Source organism: Pseudomonas sp. Irchel 3F6 (assembly GCF_900187595.1).
Lineage (GTDB): Bacteria > Pseudomonadota > Gammaproteobacteria > Pseudomonadales > Pseudomonadaceae > Aquipseudomonas > Aquipseudomonas siliginis.
In genome coordinates, this window is sequence record NZ_FYDP01000006.1 from 1 (window position 1) to 15,511 (window position 15,511).

Below are 15,511 nucleotides of genomic sequence, written 5' to 3' on the forward strand. Positions count from 1 at the left end.
CATCCCGAACTCAGCAGTGAAACGATGCATCGCCGATGGTAGTGTGGGGTTTCCCCATGTGAGAGTAGGTCATCGTCAAGATTAAATTCCGAAACCCCAATTGCGAAAGCAGTTGGGGTTTTGTTTTGCCTGCGAGAAAGTTTTTCAGAGCTATGGCGAACAAAATTGCACAGTTATTTTCGAAGCAGAACACTAGAATAGCCCCATCTTTATCGGAGCCAGAGCCTGTATGTCAGAATCGGTTGACGCCCCCGGGCTGTCAGATTTACCGCTGGAAGACTTGATAGCCTGCCACGAGTGCGACCTGCTGATGCGCAAGCCGACACTTGCCCATGGTGAGAAAGCGCTCTGCCCGCGCTGCGGTTACGAACTGTATGCCCATCGCCATAACGTGGTGCAGCGTAGCCTCGCCCTGGTAATTGCCGCGTTATTACTTTACGTGCCGGCAAACTTTTTACCCATCATGCAACTCAATATCCTCGGGCAATCCTCGCAGGATACGGTCTGGAGTGGCGTAGTCGGCCTGTTCAGCACCGACATGCAAGGTGTGTCGATCGTCGTCTTCCTTTGCAGCATGGCCATACCGTTACTGAAGTTGTTGTGCCAGCTGTTTGTCCTACTGACGATCCGCTTCAATGTCGGCCGCAGTTATGGCTTGTTGCTCTATCGTATTTACCACCACCTCAGAGACTGGGGCATGCTCGAGGTCTACCTCATGGGCGTGCTTGTCGCGATCGTGAAGCTGGCGGATATGGCAGCAATCACCGTCGGCCTCGGGCTGGCATGTTTCATTGGCTTGTTATTGGTGCAAGTCTGGCTGGAGGTGGTGATGTCACCGCATCAGATCTGGCAGGCATTATCAGGAGAGGATGCCCATGCGGGCGATTGATGCGGGCATTCTGGTGTGCACCGAATGCCACGAACTGAACAAGCAGGAAGCTGACGTCGATGAGCAGAGCTGTACCCGCTGCGGCGCGCAGGTTCACGCTCGCCGCCCCAACAGCCTGACCCGCACCTGGGCGCTGTTGATCACGGCAGCCATTATCTATGTTCCGGCGAATGTCTTGCCGATCATGACGGTCAGTTCTCTGGGCCAGGGTGAACCGAGCACCATCATGTCCGGCGTGATTGAACTGGTTCAGCACGGCATGATCCCGATCGCCACCGTGGTGTTCATCGCCAGCATTCTGGTGCCCACGTTCAAGCTGGTCGGCATCGCGCTGCTGCTGTTTTCCGTGCAGCGTCGGCAGCCATTGTCGGCCCGTCAGCGTATCTGGATGTACCGTTTCATCGAGTTCATCGGCCGCTGGTCGATGCTCGATATTTTTGTGATCGCCATTCTCGTGGCGGTCGTCAACTTCGGCCGGATAGCCAGTGTCGAAGCAAATCTGGGCGCCGTCGCCTTCGCCACCGTGGTGATTCTGACGATGCTCGCCGCAGTAACTTTCGATCCCCGACTGATTTGGGATAACACGGAGTCGGACGACGACCATGACTGATTTGCCTGTAGCGAAAACCCGACCGGCTTCGAACTGGTCGGCCATTTGGGTGCTGCCTCTGATCGCGCTGATCATCGGCGGCTGGCTCGGCTGGCGTGCTTATTCCGAGACCGGTATCGAGATTCAGGTGCGCTTTGAAAGCGGCGAAGGCATCCAGGCCAACAAGACTGAAGTGGTCTACAAAGGCATGCCGGTCGGCAAGGTCAAGACGCTCAAGCTCGACGATGAGGGCAACTCGAAAGGGGTGATCGCCACCATCGAGATGAACAAGGATGTTGAGCAGTACCTGAAGACCAGCACGCGGTTCTGGCTGGTCAAACCGAGCGTGACCCTGGCCGGTATCACCGGTCTGGAAACATTGGTCTCGGGTAACTATGTCGCCATCAGTCCCGGTGAAGGCGAGCCGGTTCGCAAGTTTAAGGCTTTGGCCGAAGAGCCGCCGCTGTCCGACGCCAAGCCCGGTCTGCACCTGACCATCAAGGCCGATCGCCTCGGCTCGTTGAATCGCGGCAGCCCGGTGTTCTACAAGCAGATCAAGGTCGGTCAGGTCAAAAGCTACGTGCTGTCCGAGGATCAGAGCACCGTTGAACTGAAAGTGTTCATCGAGCCGACCTATGCCAAACTGGTGCGCAAACATACTCGTTTCTGGAACGCCAGCGGCATCAGCATCGACGCTAACCTGTCCGGCGTGAAAGTGCGCAGCGAATCCCTGGCTAGTATCGTCGCCGGTGGTATCGCGTTCGCGACGCCGGAGAATCGCAAGGACAGTCCGGCGACCGATCCGAGCCTGCCATTCCGTCTCTATGAAGACTTCGACGCTGCCGCTGCCGGGATTCGCGTGAAGGTCAAACTCAGCGATTTCGAGGGCCTGCAGGCCGGTCGCACGCCGGTGATGTACAAAGGTATTCAGGTCGGCAACCTGAAAGCGCTCAAAGTCGATCCGGACCTGAACAGCGCCACAGCCGAGCTGACCCTCGATCCGTTGGCCGAAGACTATCTGGTTGAGGGCACGCAGTTCTGGGTGGTCAAACCGTCGATATCCCTTGCCGGTATTACCGGCCTGGAAGCGCTGGTGAAAGGTAACTACATCGCCGTGCGTCCGGGCGACAAAGGCGCTGCGCCGAAACGCGAGTTCGAAGCGCGACCGAAAGCTCCGCCGCTGGATCTGCGTTCGCCGGGCCTGCATCTGGTGTTGTTTACCGATTCGCTGGGTTCGATCGATGTCGGCAGTCCGATTCTGTACAAGCAGGTCAAGGTCGGTTCGGTGCAGAGCTACCAGTTCTCCAGAACCAAGAAGCAGCTGGTCATCGGCGTGCACATCGAGAAGGAATATGAAAACCTGGTCAACGCTTCGACGCGCTTCTGGAATGTCAGCGGCATTACCCTCACGGGTGGCTTGACCGGCGGCATTCAGGTCAAAAGTGAATCTTTGCAAACCCTGATGGCCGGTGGTATTGCCTTCGAAACCCCACAAGCCAATGCGCCGTTGAAGAAACGTATCCCGCGCTTCCGTCTGTTCGCCGATCACGATGAGGCGAACAAGAAAGGTGCAGTCGTTACCATCAAAGTCGATCGCGCCGACGGTTTGAGCAGCGGTACGCCAGTGCGTTTCAAGGGGTTGGACGTAGGCAAGATTGAAAGCGTCGATCTGACCGACGACATGCAGTCGGTGATCCTCACCGCTCGCATCACCGAAGTGCCGGAGAAGATTGCGCGAGTCGGCAGTCAATTCTGGGTGGTCGAGCCGGAACTGGGTCTGATCAAGACGCAGAATCTGGAAACGCTGGTCACCGGCAAATACATCGAAGTCCAGCCGGCGGCGAAGAATCTCGGCCCGCAGAAGAACTTCGTTGCCTTGGCCGAAGCGCCGGAAGTCACCAGGCAGGAAGCGGGTCTGAGTCTGGTGTTGAGCGCCGCACGTCGCGGTTCCTTGAAGCCCGGCGTTCCAGTGACTTACCGTGAGATCACCGTCGGAAAGGTGACCGGTTATGAATTGGGCCAGACAGCTGACCGTGTGTTGGTGCACATCCTGATCGAGCCGAAGTACGCGCCACTGGTGCGTAGTGGCAGCCGCTTCTGGAACACCAGCGGCGTGGGCTTCGATTATGGGTTGTTCAAGGGCGTGACGGTGCGCACCGAGTCGCTGGAGACACTGATTCAGGGCGGGATTGCCTTCGCCACGCCGGATGGCGAGCGCATGGGCAATCCGGCGCGAGCCGAGCAGACGTTCCCGTTGTTCGACAAGTTCGAGGATGAATGGCTGACCTGGGCGCCGAAGATTCAGCTGGGTAAGTAGTGGCGCCTATTGAATAGCCTTCGCGAGCAGGCTCGCTCCCACAGGGGAACGCATTCCAATTGTGGGAGCGAGCCTGCTCGCGAAGGGGCCAGCCACATCAACACAAAATCCAGACCATAAAAAAGGGCCGCGATCTCATCAGATCGCGGCCCTTTTTTTGCTTCAGCTACCGCCGATCAAACCGCATCCAGCTCCGGCTCATCCGCCTGCACATTCAGCGTGGCCTTGACCACATCATGGCGGCGGATGTACTTCCAGTCCGCTTCATCGATGTAGATCCCGGCCGGGCCGCTGCCGCCTTCCAGGTCGATTGCGACACTGGCGCAGACCTGCGGCTTCACACTTGCGAGAATCGGCACGAAGCCCAGTTGCAGACTGGTTTCCAGCAGCGCCGCCTGGTTCTTCTCATCGATGTCCGCCGCCTCGTCGAGGTAGTACGGCAGACGCACGCGGCCGGCCAGATCGCGATCCATCAAGTGCAGCAACAAGTACATGTTGGTCAGCGCCTTGATGGTCATGGTCGTACCGTTGGAGGCCGCGCCGTCGATGTCGGTGTGGATGACTGGTTGACCGTTGACCTTGGTGATCTCGAAGGCCAGTTCGAACAAGTCCTTGAGGCCGAGCTGGTTGTGGTTCGCTGCCACCAGCCGCGCCAGATATTCCTTGGCCTCTTCGTTCTTGTTGTCCTGCTCGGCGCTCTGGCTGAGGTCGAACACCGACAGGGTTTCGCCTTCCTCATATTGCCCGGCGCTGTGGATGATCTGGTCGATGTGCTTGAGCGCTTCCTTGTTCGGTGCGAGGACGATGCGGAAGCTCTGCAGGTTGGAAACCTGCCGCTTGTTGATCTCGCGGTTGAACAGCGCCAGTTGATGCTCGAGGCTGTCGTAATCGCTGCGGATGTTGCGCAGAGTGCGGGCGATGTCGGTGACCGCCGCGCGCCGCGCCTTGCCGAGGGTCAGGGCTTCATCGGTGCGGTGCGCGTAAGCGTTGATCAGCAGCGATAGACGCCGCTCCATATCATCTTCGCTGTCGAACTTGGCCACACCTTTCAGACGCACCTGCGCATACAGCGCTTCGATCTGGCCATCGGCACGCAGGAGGCCCTGCCAGCTGTCCTGATAATCGTTGAGCAGCGGCAGCAGGTTGTCCATCGAATCATCGACCGGATCCATGAACGGCGTGCCGAACGGCAGATCCGCTGGCAGCAACTGACGACGACGTAGCGCGTCGTCGAGGGTGCGTTGCTTGGCCTCCATATCGGCGATCTGCCGGCCGACCAGTTGCAGCTTGGCCGACAGTTGCTGGACGCGCTCGGTGAACGCATCGCTGGAGCGCTTGAGTTCGTCCTGCGCGGCTTCCATCTGCGCCAGTTGCTCAAGCTTGTCGCTTTCTTCGGCGCTCAGCGTCTGGGTGCGACGGAAATCTTCCAGCGCCTTCTGTGCGTCCAGCACCTGCTGGTACAGCGCTTCGGTCTGGGTCTTGCTCGCGGCGCGGTCGGCGGCCACGGCCTGCTGGGTTTTCAGTTGCTTGAGCTCTTTTTCCAGACGCTCTTTCTGATCGCGCAACGCGGCGCGGTCAGCCAGAGCCTGCAAGGCAGGCGGCTCAATGTGCGAGATGTCGATCGACAGGCCCGGCACTTCGAAGCGCTCGCCCTTGAAGCCATCAAGAATCAGCTCGACCGATTTGACCCACTCACCGTTCTCGTCGAGGGTGATGCCGTGTTCACCCAGCGGCAGGCTGAAGAGCGCGCTGTTGAACAGGCGCATCAGGCGCTCGACGTCCTGCTGCGAGAACTCTTCGCGCAGGCGGGCGTAGCTGTTGTTGTCGGCGTGATCGAGTTGTTGCTTCACCGACTTCAGGCGTTTTTCCAGATCGCGCAGACGCTCTTCGAGATCTTCGGCGCTGAACTGACGCGACTGCGCCAAGGCACCGGCCAGTTCGTCGTGTGCATCCTTGGCCGCGAGCAATTGTTGCTCGAGCACTTTGACGTCATCGACCAGGGCGAAGCGGTTCTTCAGCACCGACAACTCGCCGAGCCAGCGCTGAATACCGGAAATTTCCCGTTCCAGACGCATCAGTTCCTGAGTACCACCGCGTTGATCGTTCTGCAGGTCGTCCTGCTCGCGACGGTAGTGCTCGGCCTGGATGGTCAGCTCTTCCTTGCGCGCCGTGGCGTAGTCCGACCAGGTGCCGAGCAAGGAGTCGAGCAGCGGCGACAGGCGATGCAGTTTGCCGCGCAGCACATCGCGCTGTTTCACGCCGTTGGCCAGCGCTTCAACCAACGGGCCGGCAGCGACCAGCGAGTTGTAGTCCTGCTCCATGCGCCGCACATCGCGGAAGGCTTCTTCGCAGGCAGCAATGTAGTCGACGCTGCCGGAACGCAAGCTGTGTTCGAAAGCATCGAGGAACAGTTGCTTGAGCTTGGCCGCGGTGATTTCGCGCATGTGCAGCAGGTTGATGAACAGCGCGCGGAAGGTCTTCAGGCTCTGCTCGCTGGTGGAGCGCAGCGGGATCAGCGTTAGGTCGAGCGGGATCGACGTATGGCCGCCAACCAGCAAGCGGCGCAGTTCATCCGGCTTGAGTTCGTAGGCTTTCAGGCCTTCTTTTTCGAGATTGCTGAACAGTTCTTTCTGGCGCAGGCAGGTGTCGTTTTTCTGGTAATGCGCCAGATCGAGCTTGCCGGCGTAAGCGAAGAACTGGTGACCGAAACCGCCGCCCGGGCCGCGACCGACCACGCCGATCACGTGCGGGCCGTGGGGCAGGTTGACTTCGACGAGGATGTAACTGGTGTCGGAGGCGAAGTAGAAGCGCCGCGATTGTTCGAGGCTGTACTTGCCGAAACTCATGTCCGACATGCGCGCCAGAATCGGGAACTGCAAGGCGTTGATCGACGCTGATTTACCGAGGTTGTTCGCGCCGTAAACCGACAACGGTTCTTCCAGCGGGAACAGACCGAGGCTGTAACCGGCGGTGTTCAAAAGGGCAAAGCGGCGGATGCCGTAGCGTTCCTGGCTCATGCATCGGACTCCTGTTCTTCGGCAATGGCGCGGGCCAGTGCGTCTTCTTCGCTTTCTTCTTCAAATTCGGAAAGATCGAGCGGATCGTCGGTTTCGAGGAATTTCGCTTCGGCTTCTTCGTCGATCAGCACCGGCGCCGGCAGCGGCAGAACGCTGTGGACGCTGGCTGCCAGGTCGCGGTCCTGCTGCACCGACAGGCACACGTCGAGGAAACGGTGCATCGGCGGCAGGAAGCGGTAGACGCCGTTTTCTTCGCCGGCAAAACCAAGCTGGGTCATGCGGCGCATGATTTTTTCTTCGAGTTCTTCAACAGTCTGCACTTCGGCCTGAATGAACAGGTCGCGGTACTTGTCGAGCAGCGACGGCAATTCTTCGCGGCCGAGGCTGCCGCCGTCGAGCACGGCAATCGGGTCGCGGCCCTGATCGGCCAGGTGCTCGACGAGGATGAAGGTGAACAGCGCCAGACGCTGGGCGGTCTTGTTCACCGCTGCGGCGGCCATGTCCGGCACGAAATAGTAGAAGCCACGGGTGTCGCAGACCAGTTCAAAGCCCAGCGCCTTGAACAGCGTGCGGTACTGATCCTGGAAGTTTGACAGTTGTGCGTACAGCTCAGGATCACGGCGGCTGACGTGGTAACCCTTGAACAACTCGCGGAAGATCGGCGCCAGTTGCGACAGTTCGGAAAGATCAAGATGCATTTGGGATGCTCGCAGAATCCTCGGCGGCGGTATCGCTGGCCGAGAGCAGGGCGAAGGAGCGCAGGCTGACCTGGTGCTCGTGAGTATGGTATTCGCGGCGTTCCAGACGCTCGCGCTTGAAACGTTTTTCCCGCGACAGGCGCGAGAACCAGTAAAGCAATTCGTCGGTGGCGCCGTCCGGTTCCTGCTCCAGCAGCCAGGTCATCAGGTCCGGCATCGGCAGGGACTCTTCGCAACGATCGACCATCTCGCGCACGGTGCGCGGCGCTCGTGGAGCGTCGTCCGCCTTCTGGGTTTTGTGCGCCTTGGGGAAGCGCGCCGGTTTCGGCTCGAAACGCGCCAGGGCATACACGTAGGCTTCGACCTGACTGGCGCTGCCGAGGAAGGTGCTCTGTGGGCGGGTGAACAGCGGCATCGCCGCTTGCGGCACGGCGTCGATGCCTTTACGCCGGATCGCCGCCAGCGCCAGTGCGGCGCCACGGGTCACGGCGTTATGCCGACGCGCTTCTTCACGCAATGGCAGCAGCAGTTCGCGGGCATGGCGCAGGGTCAGTTGCGCGCTGGTCTGCATTTCGAGGATGCGCGCGTGGGTGCGCAGGAGCATGTCGTCATCGACCAGATGGCCGAGGCGCTGCTGTTCGCTGAGCATCTTCAGCAGCACGGTTTCGACCTTGCGCACGCCTTGCTCGAAGGCACCATCGGCGTTGACCAGATCGATCATCGGCTCGACGTATTCGTCCCACGTCGCCAGGACTTCGGCGTAACGCTGACGCAGCGGAATCTGCCGGTCGCTGGTCTTCGCGCGCTCGGCCACGGCCACCAGCGCCTGTTCGTCGTTGTCGAGTTTCTTCAGTACGTCGCGCACGCGCATGTCGAGCAAGCGCAGCTGGCGCGCCAGATCGTTGCCGTCACGAACGTCGAAAGCGTCCTGGATATAACCGGCCAGACGCTCAAGGTGACGCAAATAGGCTTCGATTTCCAGGCACAGACCGAGGCGGTGTTCGCGGCGCAGGTAGGCGAGGAAGTCGTGGATCTGCGCGTTGAGCTCGAAACGGTTCGGGCTTTTCGCCACCGGAACCAGAATATCGAGGCGAATCCACACATCGAGCAGGCTGGTGATGTCCTGCGGCGTGCTGTCGAGTTGTTGGGCGGCCAGTTGCGTGCGCAGTTCGTTGAGGCTCAGGGTGCCTTGGTCGAAGTGCTCGCACAGTGGCTCCAGAAGTGCCCAGTGTTCAGCGAGGGCGCGCAAGACGCGCTTGGGTTCGATCATCGGAATGGCCGGCTGGTTGGCGATTAAAAGCGGCGATTGTACTGCATCACAGGCGCGGCGATTCACTCTCGGGACGGGCTGTCGCATTCTTTGCCCAAAGGGCAGCGGCGCAGCGCAGCGCGGGGTATCGATCAACAGCGAGCGATCTTGTGCGAAGGGCGGTAGAATCAGCGCACTTTCCGTTATCCACAAGTGGCCGACCTTTGCTTATCGAGTCCCGCCGCCGCGCCTATTTGAACGCCATGCAGGTGGTCAACTGGCTGCCGCGCACCGAACTGCCTTTCGCCGCACCGTCGCGGCCCGAGCTGCTGGAGATGCCCGAGCCTGAGCTTGAGGTGCCGGTTGCACCGGCGCCTCAGGCCGAAGCACCGGCGCAGCCTGCCGCGCGTCAGGTCGAGCGACCGAAAATCGAGGTGCCGCGTCCGTCGCTGGCCAGTACCCGCAACGGCGCCAAACCGGTGGAGGAAGTCGATGACACGCCGGTGGTGGTCAAGCCTGCGCCAGTGCCGCCGCCTCGGTTCGCCCTGCAACTGCTGCGCGCCGGGCGCTGCCTGCTGCTGGTCGAGTTACCCACAGGCGAAGCGTTTCAAAGTCGCGATCCGGCCTACCTGCTGCTCAAGGACATGCTGCGCGCCGCCGGTCTGCCGGATGCGCCGCAGATCGTCGGCGAGCCGGTGCGCTGGCCGTGGCTCAATCGCGGCACGCTGGATCAAGGCCCGGAAGCGGCGCGCGACTTCGTGCAAGGCTTCCTCTCAGTGCAGATGGAAGCAGCACCCTGCGCCTGTCTGTGGCTGATCGGCCTGCCGGCGCTGAAGTTTGCCGGGGAAGCGGACGCCGAAGCGTTCAATAGTGAATTGCAGATCGAAGGTCTGGGCCTGGCCTGGGCGATTCCCGGTCTGGAACTGTTAATGGAAGAGCCACAGCGCAAGGCCGCTGTGTGGCAAGCCATGCGTCGGCTGATGGCGCGCTGGAAACAATCCGATGAGTGAGGCTGTAACCTTTCGCCCGATGACCGAGGCGGACCTGGACGCTGTGTTGAAGATCGAATACGCCGCGTACAGCCATCCGTGGACCCGGGGGATTTTTCTCGATGGCCTGGGCAAATACCAGATCTGGCTGATGTTCGAAGGCCAGCAACAGGTTGGCCATGGCGTGGTGCAGATCATTCTTGATGAGGCGCACCTGCTCAATATCACCGTCAAGCCGGAAAATCAGGGGCGGGGGTTGGGCCTGACGTTGCTCGAGCATCTGATGTCGCGAGCGTACGCGGCTGAGGCTCGCGAGTGTTTTCTCGAAGTGCGCGACAGCAATACTGCTGCTTTCAAGTTGTATGAGCGGTATGGCTTCAACGAGATCGGCCGGCGTCGCGATTATTATCCGGCGGTGGGTGGGCGTGAAGATGCGGTGGTGATGGCCTGTACCTTGGTGGATTAGGCTCTGTAGGAGCTGCCGAAGGCTGCGATCTTTTGATCCTGTTTTTGTAAGATCCAAAGCAAAATCAAAAGATCGCAGCCTTCGGCAGCTCCTACAGGGGGCAAAATTTCAAGTCAGCGGGTCAGCGCTTGCCATCCAGCGGATCCAGATCCGCCAGTTCCGCTTCATCCAGCCCGTCACCGCCGCCGATGTCGGTTTCACTGACCTCGCTCAAATCCCAATCCGCCGGATTGCCCTCGCCGAGTTCATCGGCATCGCGCGCGCCATCCTCGCGAATCAACGTTTCCGGGCTCAGGTCATCGTCGGTCGGCTGATGATCATCCACCGAAGCCCCGGTCATACCCGCCTCACGCACTCGCTCAGCCGGCATCAATTTTTCGCGTTCACGCTCGGGCAGCTCATCTCCGATTTTCGCGCTGGGCTCTTCGTCGTCGAAATCCAGCTCGTGCACCGAGCCCATGCGGTCTTCGTTATCGTCGATGGGTTCCGGTTGCACCGCATCATAAGGGCGTCGTGAATCAGTCATGGCAATTCCTCATACTGTGGGCCTTACTGAGTGGACTCACCGGGCGCGCGAGAATTCCAACGAAAACACTTTGCGCTGGCGGCGTGACTTCGACGGGTGGTCGTCTATCAAACCTGCGCATCTTTCTTGAGGCCTTATCCATGCACGATCTACAAGACCTGATTGATAACAACGAGCGTTGGGCTGACGCGATCACCAAGGAAGACCCGGACTTCTTCGCCAAACTGGCGCGTCAGCAGACCCCGGAATATCTATGGATCGGCTGCTCCGACGCGCGCGTGCCGGCCAACGAAATCGTCGGCATGCTGCCGGGCGATCTGTTCGTACACCGCAACGTCGCCAACGTCGTGCTGCACACCGACCTCAACTGCCTCTCGGTGATCCAGTACGCGGTGGATGTGCTCAAGGTCAAACACATCCTCGTCACCGGCCACTACGGCTGCGGCGGCGTGCGCGCGTCGATGCAGGATCGCCAGTTCGGCCTGATCGATGGCTGGCTGCGGTCGATCCGCGATCTTTATTACGAAAAGCGCGAAGAGCTGGCCAAGCTGGCGACCGAAGAAGAGCAGGTCGATCGCATGTGCGAACTCAACGTGATCCAGCAAGTGGCCAACGTCGCGCATACCAGCATCATCCAGAACGCTTGGCATCGCGGACAGCCGCTGTCGATCCACGGCTGCATCTACGGGATCAAGGACGGCCGCTGGAAAAGTCTCAATACCACCATAAGCGGTTTCGAACAGTTGCCGCCGCAATACCGCTTACGTCCGGTCGGCGCCCCGTAACCACGGCGTTCAGTTACGGCCTGGATGCCGCCAGCGCTGTAAAAAGCGCTGGCCTTCAGGCGTGGGTGGATCGTCGTAACCGGTGATCCACCCACGGCAGCGCGACGAGCCGCAATCGCAGGCGAACTGGCGTAGCAGTTTGTCTTCGGTCGATGCGTAATCGATGCTCAGATGTTCGCCGCTATGGATATCTTTCAAGGCCCACAGCCACAACTCGCTCATGTCGAGAAATACATTCGGATCGCAGGCGTGCTCGAGCACACCGCAAAAGCGCGGATCGTAAACGTGGATGCCGGTTTGCAACTGACGGGTCTGTCGACAGCGATAGGGCAGCAATTGCCCGGAAACCCGGCACATTCGGCTAATGCGCAGAAACTCGCGGCGCGCGACCACCGCCGTGGCCATGCCACGTTCGTCGTGGATAATCTGAAAGTCCTGGCAGGATGGAAAGCCCAGTCGCACCGGAAGTCCGGCGAACGGATAGATGCCTTCTGTATCGCGTGGAAGGTGCCGGCCCATGGCTTGATTGTTCATAACGATCCTTGTTGTTGAGTGTTGCCTCCGGGTTGTGCCCATGCCCCGCCAGGCGAGGCATGATTGGATCCAAGCGTCGCGCAATTGAAGGTAGCGGTCTACTGTCAAACCTGACAGGCGCGATCACCGCTGGCCCGCGTCAGCATTGGCTGACACGGGGGACTCCAGTAGCGATTACAGAGTTGGTGCGGGCACGGCGGCCGCAGGCAGTGGCGCTTTCAGCTGTTGCAGCTGTGTCTTGATGCGTGGCGTGGCGCACTTGGCAGCCGCTTGTTCAGCGCTGAGGTTGCGGATCGAGGTATAGAACAACTCGCAGGTTTTGACCTTTTGCGTCACCTGCCATGTTTGCGTGCAACTGTTCAGCGTGGCCTGCGCATCGCTGCCCGGTTTGCTGCCCATTGCCGCCTGCCAGCAGGCAGCACTCAAATCCTGGCCCATGACTTTCAAGCCCGCCGCGTCTGCCTTCGCCTGGGCATCGTCGCCGGTATAGCTTTTCGGATCGGCGGCGTACCAGATATAGCTCGGATGATTCGAGCCGAGCACCGGCACATTCACTCCTTCGGCCGGACTGATGCTCGCCAGCCCCAGCACCCCCAAGGTCGGCCCGTATTGTTCCTTGATCCAGTTGCGCACCGGCGCCCCGAACGCAACCATCGGCAGCGTCGTGCCGCTGGCGGTCTGGCTGAACTGCTTGACCAGCGTGGTCTGGTAATCCTTGAAGTAGTCGTAGACGTCCTCCAGATCCCCGCCGGCATTGGACGGCGCGGCGATCGGCGCGATGTCGATGATGGTCTGGTAAGCCGGCGTCTGCCCGGCGGGGATGCCGTTATCGGTCAGCAACGTCGCCCAGCGATCGGTGGTGTTCGAGCGCAGATAGTCCTGCGCCTGGGTCAGCGAGTAGTCAGGCGGGAAGTGCAGCAACTCGACGCTTTTGTGATTTTCCAGGGCCATGCCCAGCGGCAGGAACAGATACCAGCTGTAGGCCCACTTGCCATCGGCATTGAGCTTGCTGGCGCCGGCATAAGCCAGGTCGCCGGCGTCGAGCAACGCCGACAGCGGCTTGTCATAGCCGTCCGGCACTCCGGTGATCTCGGCGTAAAGCTGATCGTTGTCGGTTTTCACCAGCACCTTGGCATCGGCGTAACCATCGCGCTGTACGCTCTGGCTCAAGTAATGAGCGACGGTCTGCTCCAGCGTCCAATTGCGAAAGCAGATCACGCTGCAATTGTTGGGGTAGGCGAAGAGGCGGGTGACGCGCTCGGTGCTGCCCAGTTTTACGTCGACATCGGCGTGGACGGCGGCGCTTAGCGTCAGTGCAACGAGGGTAAGTCCTGCGAGTTTGAACATGCTCAGATCCTTTTCAGCGTGGGTTCCCCTCGATTTGGGGGCGCTTCATAGTGGATCAGTGGTGTTTGACAGAAAAGCGGTTGAGTGTGGATTCTTGCCCGAATGCGGTATTACCCAAGCAGCGCACGTATTGTTACGGCTGTGCCAACAAGCACGCTGCCTGGTGCGCGTCCGCACTGCTAGACTGCAGCGACATCGAATTTTCCAAGGGTGAGTCATGAAGCCTTCTACTGCTCTCGACATGCAAAGGTCCGCCGTCCGCGAAGTGATCGGGCGCTTTCGCGTGGCCAACCCGCGTGTATTTGGTTCAGCATTGCTGGGGACGGATCTGGACGGCAGCGATCTCGATCTGCTGGTTGACCCACTGCCCGGCACGACGCTTTTTGATCTGGGCGGACTTCAGGTTGAGCTTGAAGACCTGCTGGGTGTTGCGGTCGAGGTGCTGACCCCCGGCGACCTGCCAGTGAAATTTCGTCAGCAGGTGCTTGATCAGGCGCGACCCGTCTAAAGCAGCGATCAAACCAAGTTTTGAGAGCACCTGCCCTTGAGCAGGTGCGTTTTTATCGACTTACGGCATCACCGGCGGCGTATACGCCAATGTCGTCCCCAGCGCCCACAACAACAGCAGCACCAGCGGCGTGTGCACCAGCAGTTGCACAAACGAGAAGCCTATCAAATCCCGCGCCTTCAACCCGAGCACGCCCAGCAGCGGCAGCATATAGAACGGATTGATCAGGTTCGGCAGGGCTTCGGCGGCGTTGTAGATCTGCACCGCCCAGCCGAGGTGGTACTGCAGGTCATTGGCGACTTGCATCACGTAGGGCGCTTCGATGATCCATTTGCCGCCGCCGGACGGGATGAAGAAACCGAGAATCGCCGAATACACGCCCATCAGCAGCGCATAGGTGTCGTGGGAGGCGATGCTGACAAAGAAAGTCGAGATGTGATGCGCGAGGGTTTGCGCGTCGGCGCCTTTGACCGTGGTCATCAGCGCGGCGATCGAGCCGTACAGCGGAAACTGGATCAACACGCCAGTGGTGGTCGGCACCGCACGGGCCACCGCATCGAGGAAGCTGCGCGGGCGCCAGTGCAGCAGCGCGCCGAGCATGATGAACAGGAAGTTATAGGTGTTCAGGCCGGAAATCGCAGTGATCGCCGGTTTGGTCGAAAACTCGTGGAATAGCCAGCCCGCCGCCAGAAGCACCAGCACAATGATCAGCAACGGGCTGTGTTCCAGCCATTCACCGGGGCGAGTGCGCGGTTGCAGCGGCGGCAGGTTGAACGCCGGGTCGATGCCGCAGGCCTTGGCGTCGCGTGCCGAGTTCGGCCCGGGCGCGGTGGCGTAGGCGATGATGATCGAGATCACGATCAGCGCCAGCAGCATGACCCCGGATTGCCAGAGAAAAATGGTTTCGGTGAACGGGATTACGCCAGTGATCGACAGGATCGACGGCGGCAGGCTGCCCGGGTTGGCCTGCAACTGTGCGGCCGACGATGACAAGCCCAGCGCCCACACCGCGCCGAGGCCCAGGTAAGCAGCGGCACCGGCGGCGCGGTAATCCATCTTCAGATCGGTGCGGCGGGCGAGGGCGCGTACCAGCAGCCCGCCAAATACCAGCGACAGACCCCAATTGAGCAGGGAGGCGACCATCGAGATCAATGCCACCCAGGCCACGGCGGAGCGGCCGTTTTTCGGGATGCGTGCCAGTTTGTCGATCAGTTTGACTGCGGGCGGAGAGCTGGCGACGACGTAGCCGCCGATCACCACGAAGGCCATCTGCATGGTGAACGGGATCAGGCTCCAGAAGCCGTCGCCGAAGGCCATCGCTGCAGCGGTGGGTTTGGCGCCCATGGCCAGGGTGGCCAGCGCAACGATGATCACGGCCAACGCGGCGAATACCCAGGAGTCGGGAAACCAGCGTTCGGCAAAACTGGAACAGCGCAGGGCAAAGCGCGCGGAGCGGCTATCTTCGATATCAACGGCCACGGGAAGTACCTCGGATTTTTTATGGTTATTTTGATCCGTGGGAGCAGTCGCCCGGCTCGACAGCCACAGAGACCCCTGTGGGAGCGAGCCTGCTCGCGAAGACGTCGGCACATTCAGC

The 15,511-nt window shown here is 60.4% G+C and carries 14 protein-coding genes; 7 read left to right on the forward strand and 7 right to left on the reverse strand.

Annotation, left to right across the window (positions count from 1 at the left end):
• Positions 1–229: 229 nt before the first annotated feature.
• The 3 genes from CKW30_RS19355 to CKW30_RS19365 are packed head-to-tail and all read left to right on the forward strand — an operon-like array spanning position 230 to position 3,795.
• Positions 230–889, forward strand: coding sequence for a paraquat-inducible protein A (locus tag CKW30_RS19355; RefSeq protein ID WP_024014315.1), 660 nt, complete (start codon positions 230–232; stop codon positions 887–889).
• The gene (locus CKW30_RS19360) at positions 876–1,499 is read left to right on the forward strand and encodes a paraquat-inducible protein A (protein WP_095181639.1); all 624 of its coding nucleotides are present in this window, start codon (positions 876–878) and stop codon (positions 1,497–1,499) included. Before CKW30_RS19355 ends, CKW30_RS19360 begins: the two co-directional genes overlap by 14 nt.
• Positions 1,492–3,795: an intermembrane transport protein PqiB gene (locus tag CKW30_RS19365; protein ID WP_095181640.1), complete on the forward strand. Its 2,304-nt coding sequence runs from the start codon at positions 1,492–1,494 to the stop codon at positions 3,793–3,795. The genes CKW30_RS19360 and CKW30_RS19365 overlap by 8 nt, the downstream gene beginning before the upstream one ends.
• 176 nt (positions 3,796–3,971) lie before the next feature.
• Here the strand turns inward: CKW30_RS19365 and mksF are convergent, their stop codons facing one another.
• From mksF to mksB, 3 genes are read right to left on the reverse strand one after another with little or no spacing between them, the layout of a single operon-like run.
• Positions 3,972–6,812: an Mks condensin complex protein MksF gene (gene mksF / locus CKW30_RS19370; RefSeq protein ID WP_041480021.1), complete on the reverse strand. Its 2,841-nt coding sequence runs from the start codon at positions 6,810–6,812 to the stop codon at positions 3,972–3,974.
• Positions 6,809–7,510 (reverse strand): Mks condensin complex protein MksE, encoded by a 702-nt coding sequence (gene mksE / locus CKW30_RS19375; RefSeq protein WP_016773189.1) that lies wholly within the window; start codon positions 7,508–7,510, stop codon positions 6,809–6,811. The genes mksF and mksE overlap by 4 nt, the downstream gene beginning before the upstream one ends.
• Positions 7,500–8,780 (reverse strand): Mks condensin complex protein MksB, encoded by a 1,281-nt coding sequence (gene mksB, locus CKW30_RS19380; RefSeq protein ID WP_177434226.1) that lies wholly within the window; start codon positions 8,778–8,780, stop codon positions 7,500–7,502. The genes mksE and mksB overlap by 11 nt, the downstream gene beginning before the upstream one ends.
• Before the next feature lie 242 nt (positions 8,781–9,022).
• On the opposite strand from mksB, the gene CKW30_RS19385 reads away from it, so the two are divergent.
• Both CKW30_RS19385 and rimI read left to right on the forward strand, forming a co-directional pair.
• Complete coding sequence (locus tag CKW30_RS19385) at positions 9,023–9,769, forward strand: energy transducer TonB (RefSeq protein WP_095181642.1); 747 nt, start codon at positions 9,023–9,025, stop codon at positions 9,767–9,769.
• Positions 9,762–10,214 (forward strand): ribosomal protein S18-alanine N-acetyltransferase, encoded by a 453-nt coding sequence (rimI, locus tag CKW30_RS19390; protein ID WP_039761243.1) that lies wholly within the window; start codon positions 9,762–9,764, stop codon positions 10,212–10,214. The genes CKW30_RS19385 and rimI overlap by 8 nt, the downstream gene beginning before the upstream one ends.
• Before the next feature lie 121 nt (positions 10,215–10,335).
• Here rimI and CKW30_RS19395 read toward each other — a convergent pair whose 3' ends face one another.
• Positions 10,336–10,740 carry a serine kinase/phosphatase gene (locus CKW30_RS19395; RefSeq protein WP_095181643.1) on the reverse strand — a complete coding sequence of 135 codons (405 nt, stop codon included), beginning with the start codon at positions 10,738–10,740 and terminating at the stop codon, positions 10,336–10,338.
• A gap of 140 nt (positions 10,741–10,880) precedes the next feature.
• Here CKW30_RS19395 and can point away from each other — a divergent pair, with 140 nt between their 5' ends.
• Positions 10,881–11,525, forward strand: coding sequence for a carbonate dehydratase (gene can / locus CKW30_RS19400; protein ID WP_039761245.1), 645 nt, complete (start codon positions 10,881–10,883; stop codon positions 11,523–11,525).
• A 9-nt stretch (positions 11,526–11,534) separates the two neighbouring features.
• Here the strand turns inward: can and CKW30_RS19405 are convergent, their stop codons facing one another.
• Together CKW30_RS19405 and CKW30_RS19410 are read right to left on the reverse strand one after the other, a co-directional pair.
• The gene (locus CKW30_RS19405) at positions 11,535–12,059 is read right to left on the reverse strand and encodes an SET domain-containing protein-lysine N-methyltransferase (protein ID WP_095181644.1); all 525 of its coding nucleotides are present in this window, start codon (positions 12,057–12,059) and stop codon (positions 11,535–11,537) included.
• Between the two features lie 174 nt (positions 12,060–12,233).
• Entirely contained in the window at positions 12,234–13,406 is a 1,173-nt protein-coding gene (locus CKW30_RS19410; protein WP_095181645.1) for a hypothetical protein, read from the reverse strand.
• A 217-nt stretch (positions 13,407–13,623) separates the two neighbouring features.
• Between CKW30_RS19410 and CKW30_RS19415 the strand changes: the two genes are divergently transcribed.
• Positions 13,624–13,914, forward strand: coding sequence for a nucleotidyltransferase family protein (locus CKW30_RS19415; protein ID WP_042609686.1), 291 nt, complete (start codon positions 13,624–13,626; stop codon positions 13,912–13,914).
• Positions 13,915–13,974: 60 nt separating this feature from the next.
• On the opposite strand, the gene CKW30_RS19420 is transcribed toward CKW30_RS19415, so the two are convergent.
• Positions 13,975–15,393 carry a short-chain fatty acid transporter gene (locus CKW30_RS19420; protein ID WP_016773194.1) on the reverse strand — a complete coding sequence of 473 codons (1,419 nt, stop codon included), beginning with the start codon at positions 15,391–15,393 and terminating at the stop codon, positions 13,975–13,977.
• Positions 15,394–15,511 lie beyond the last annotated feature (118 nt).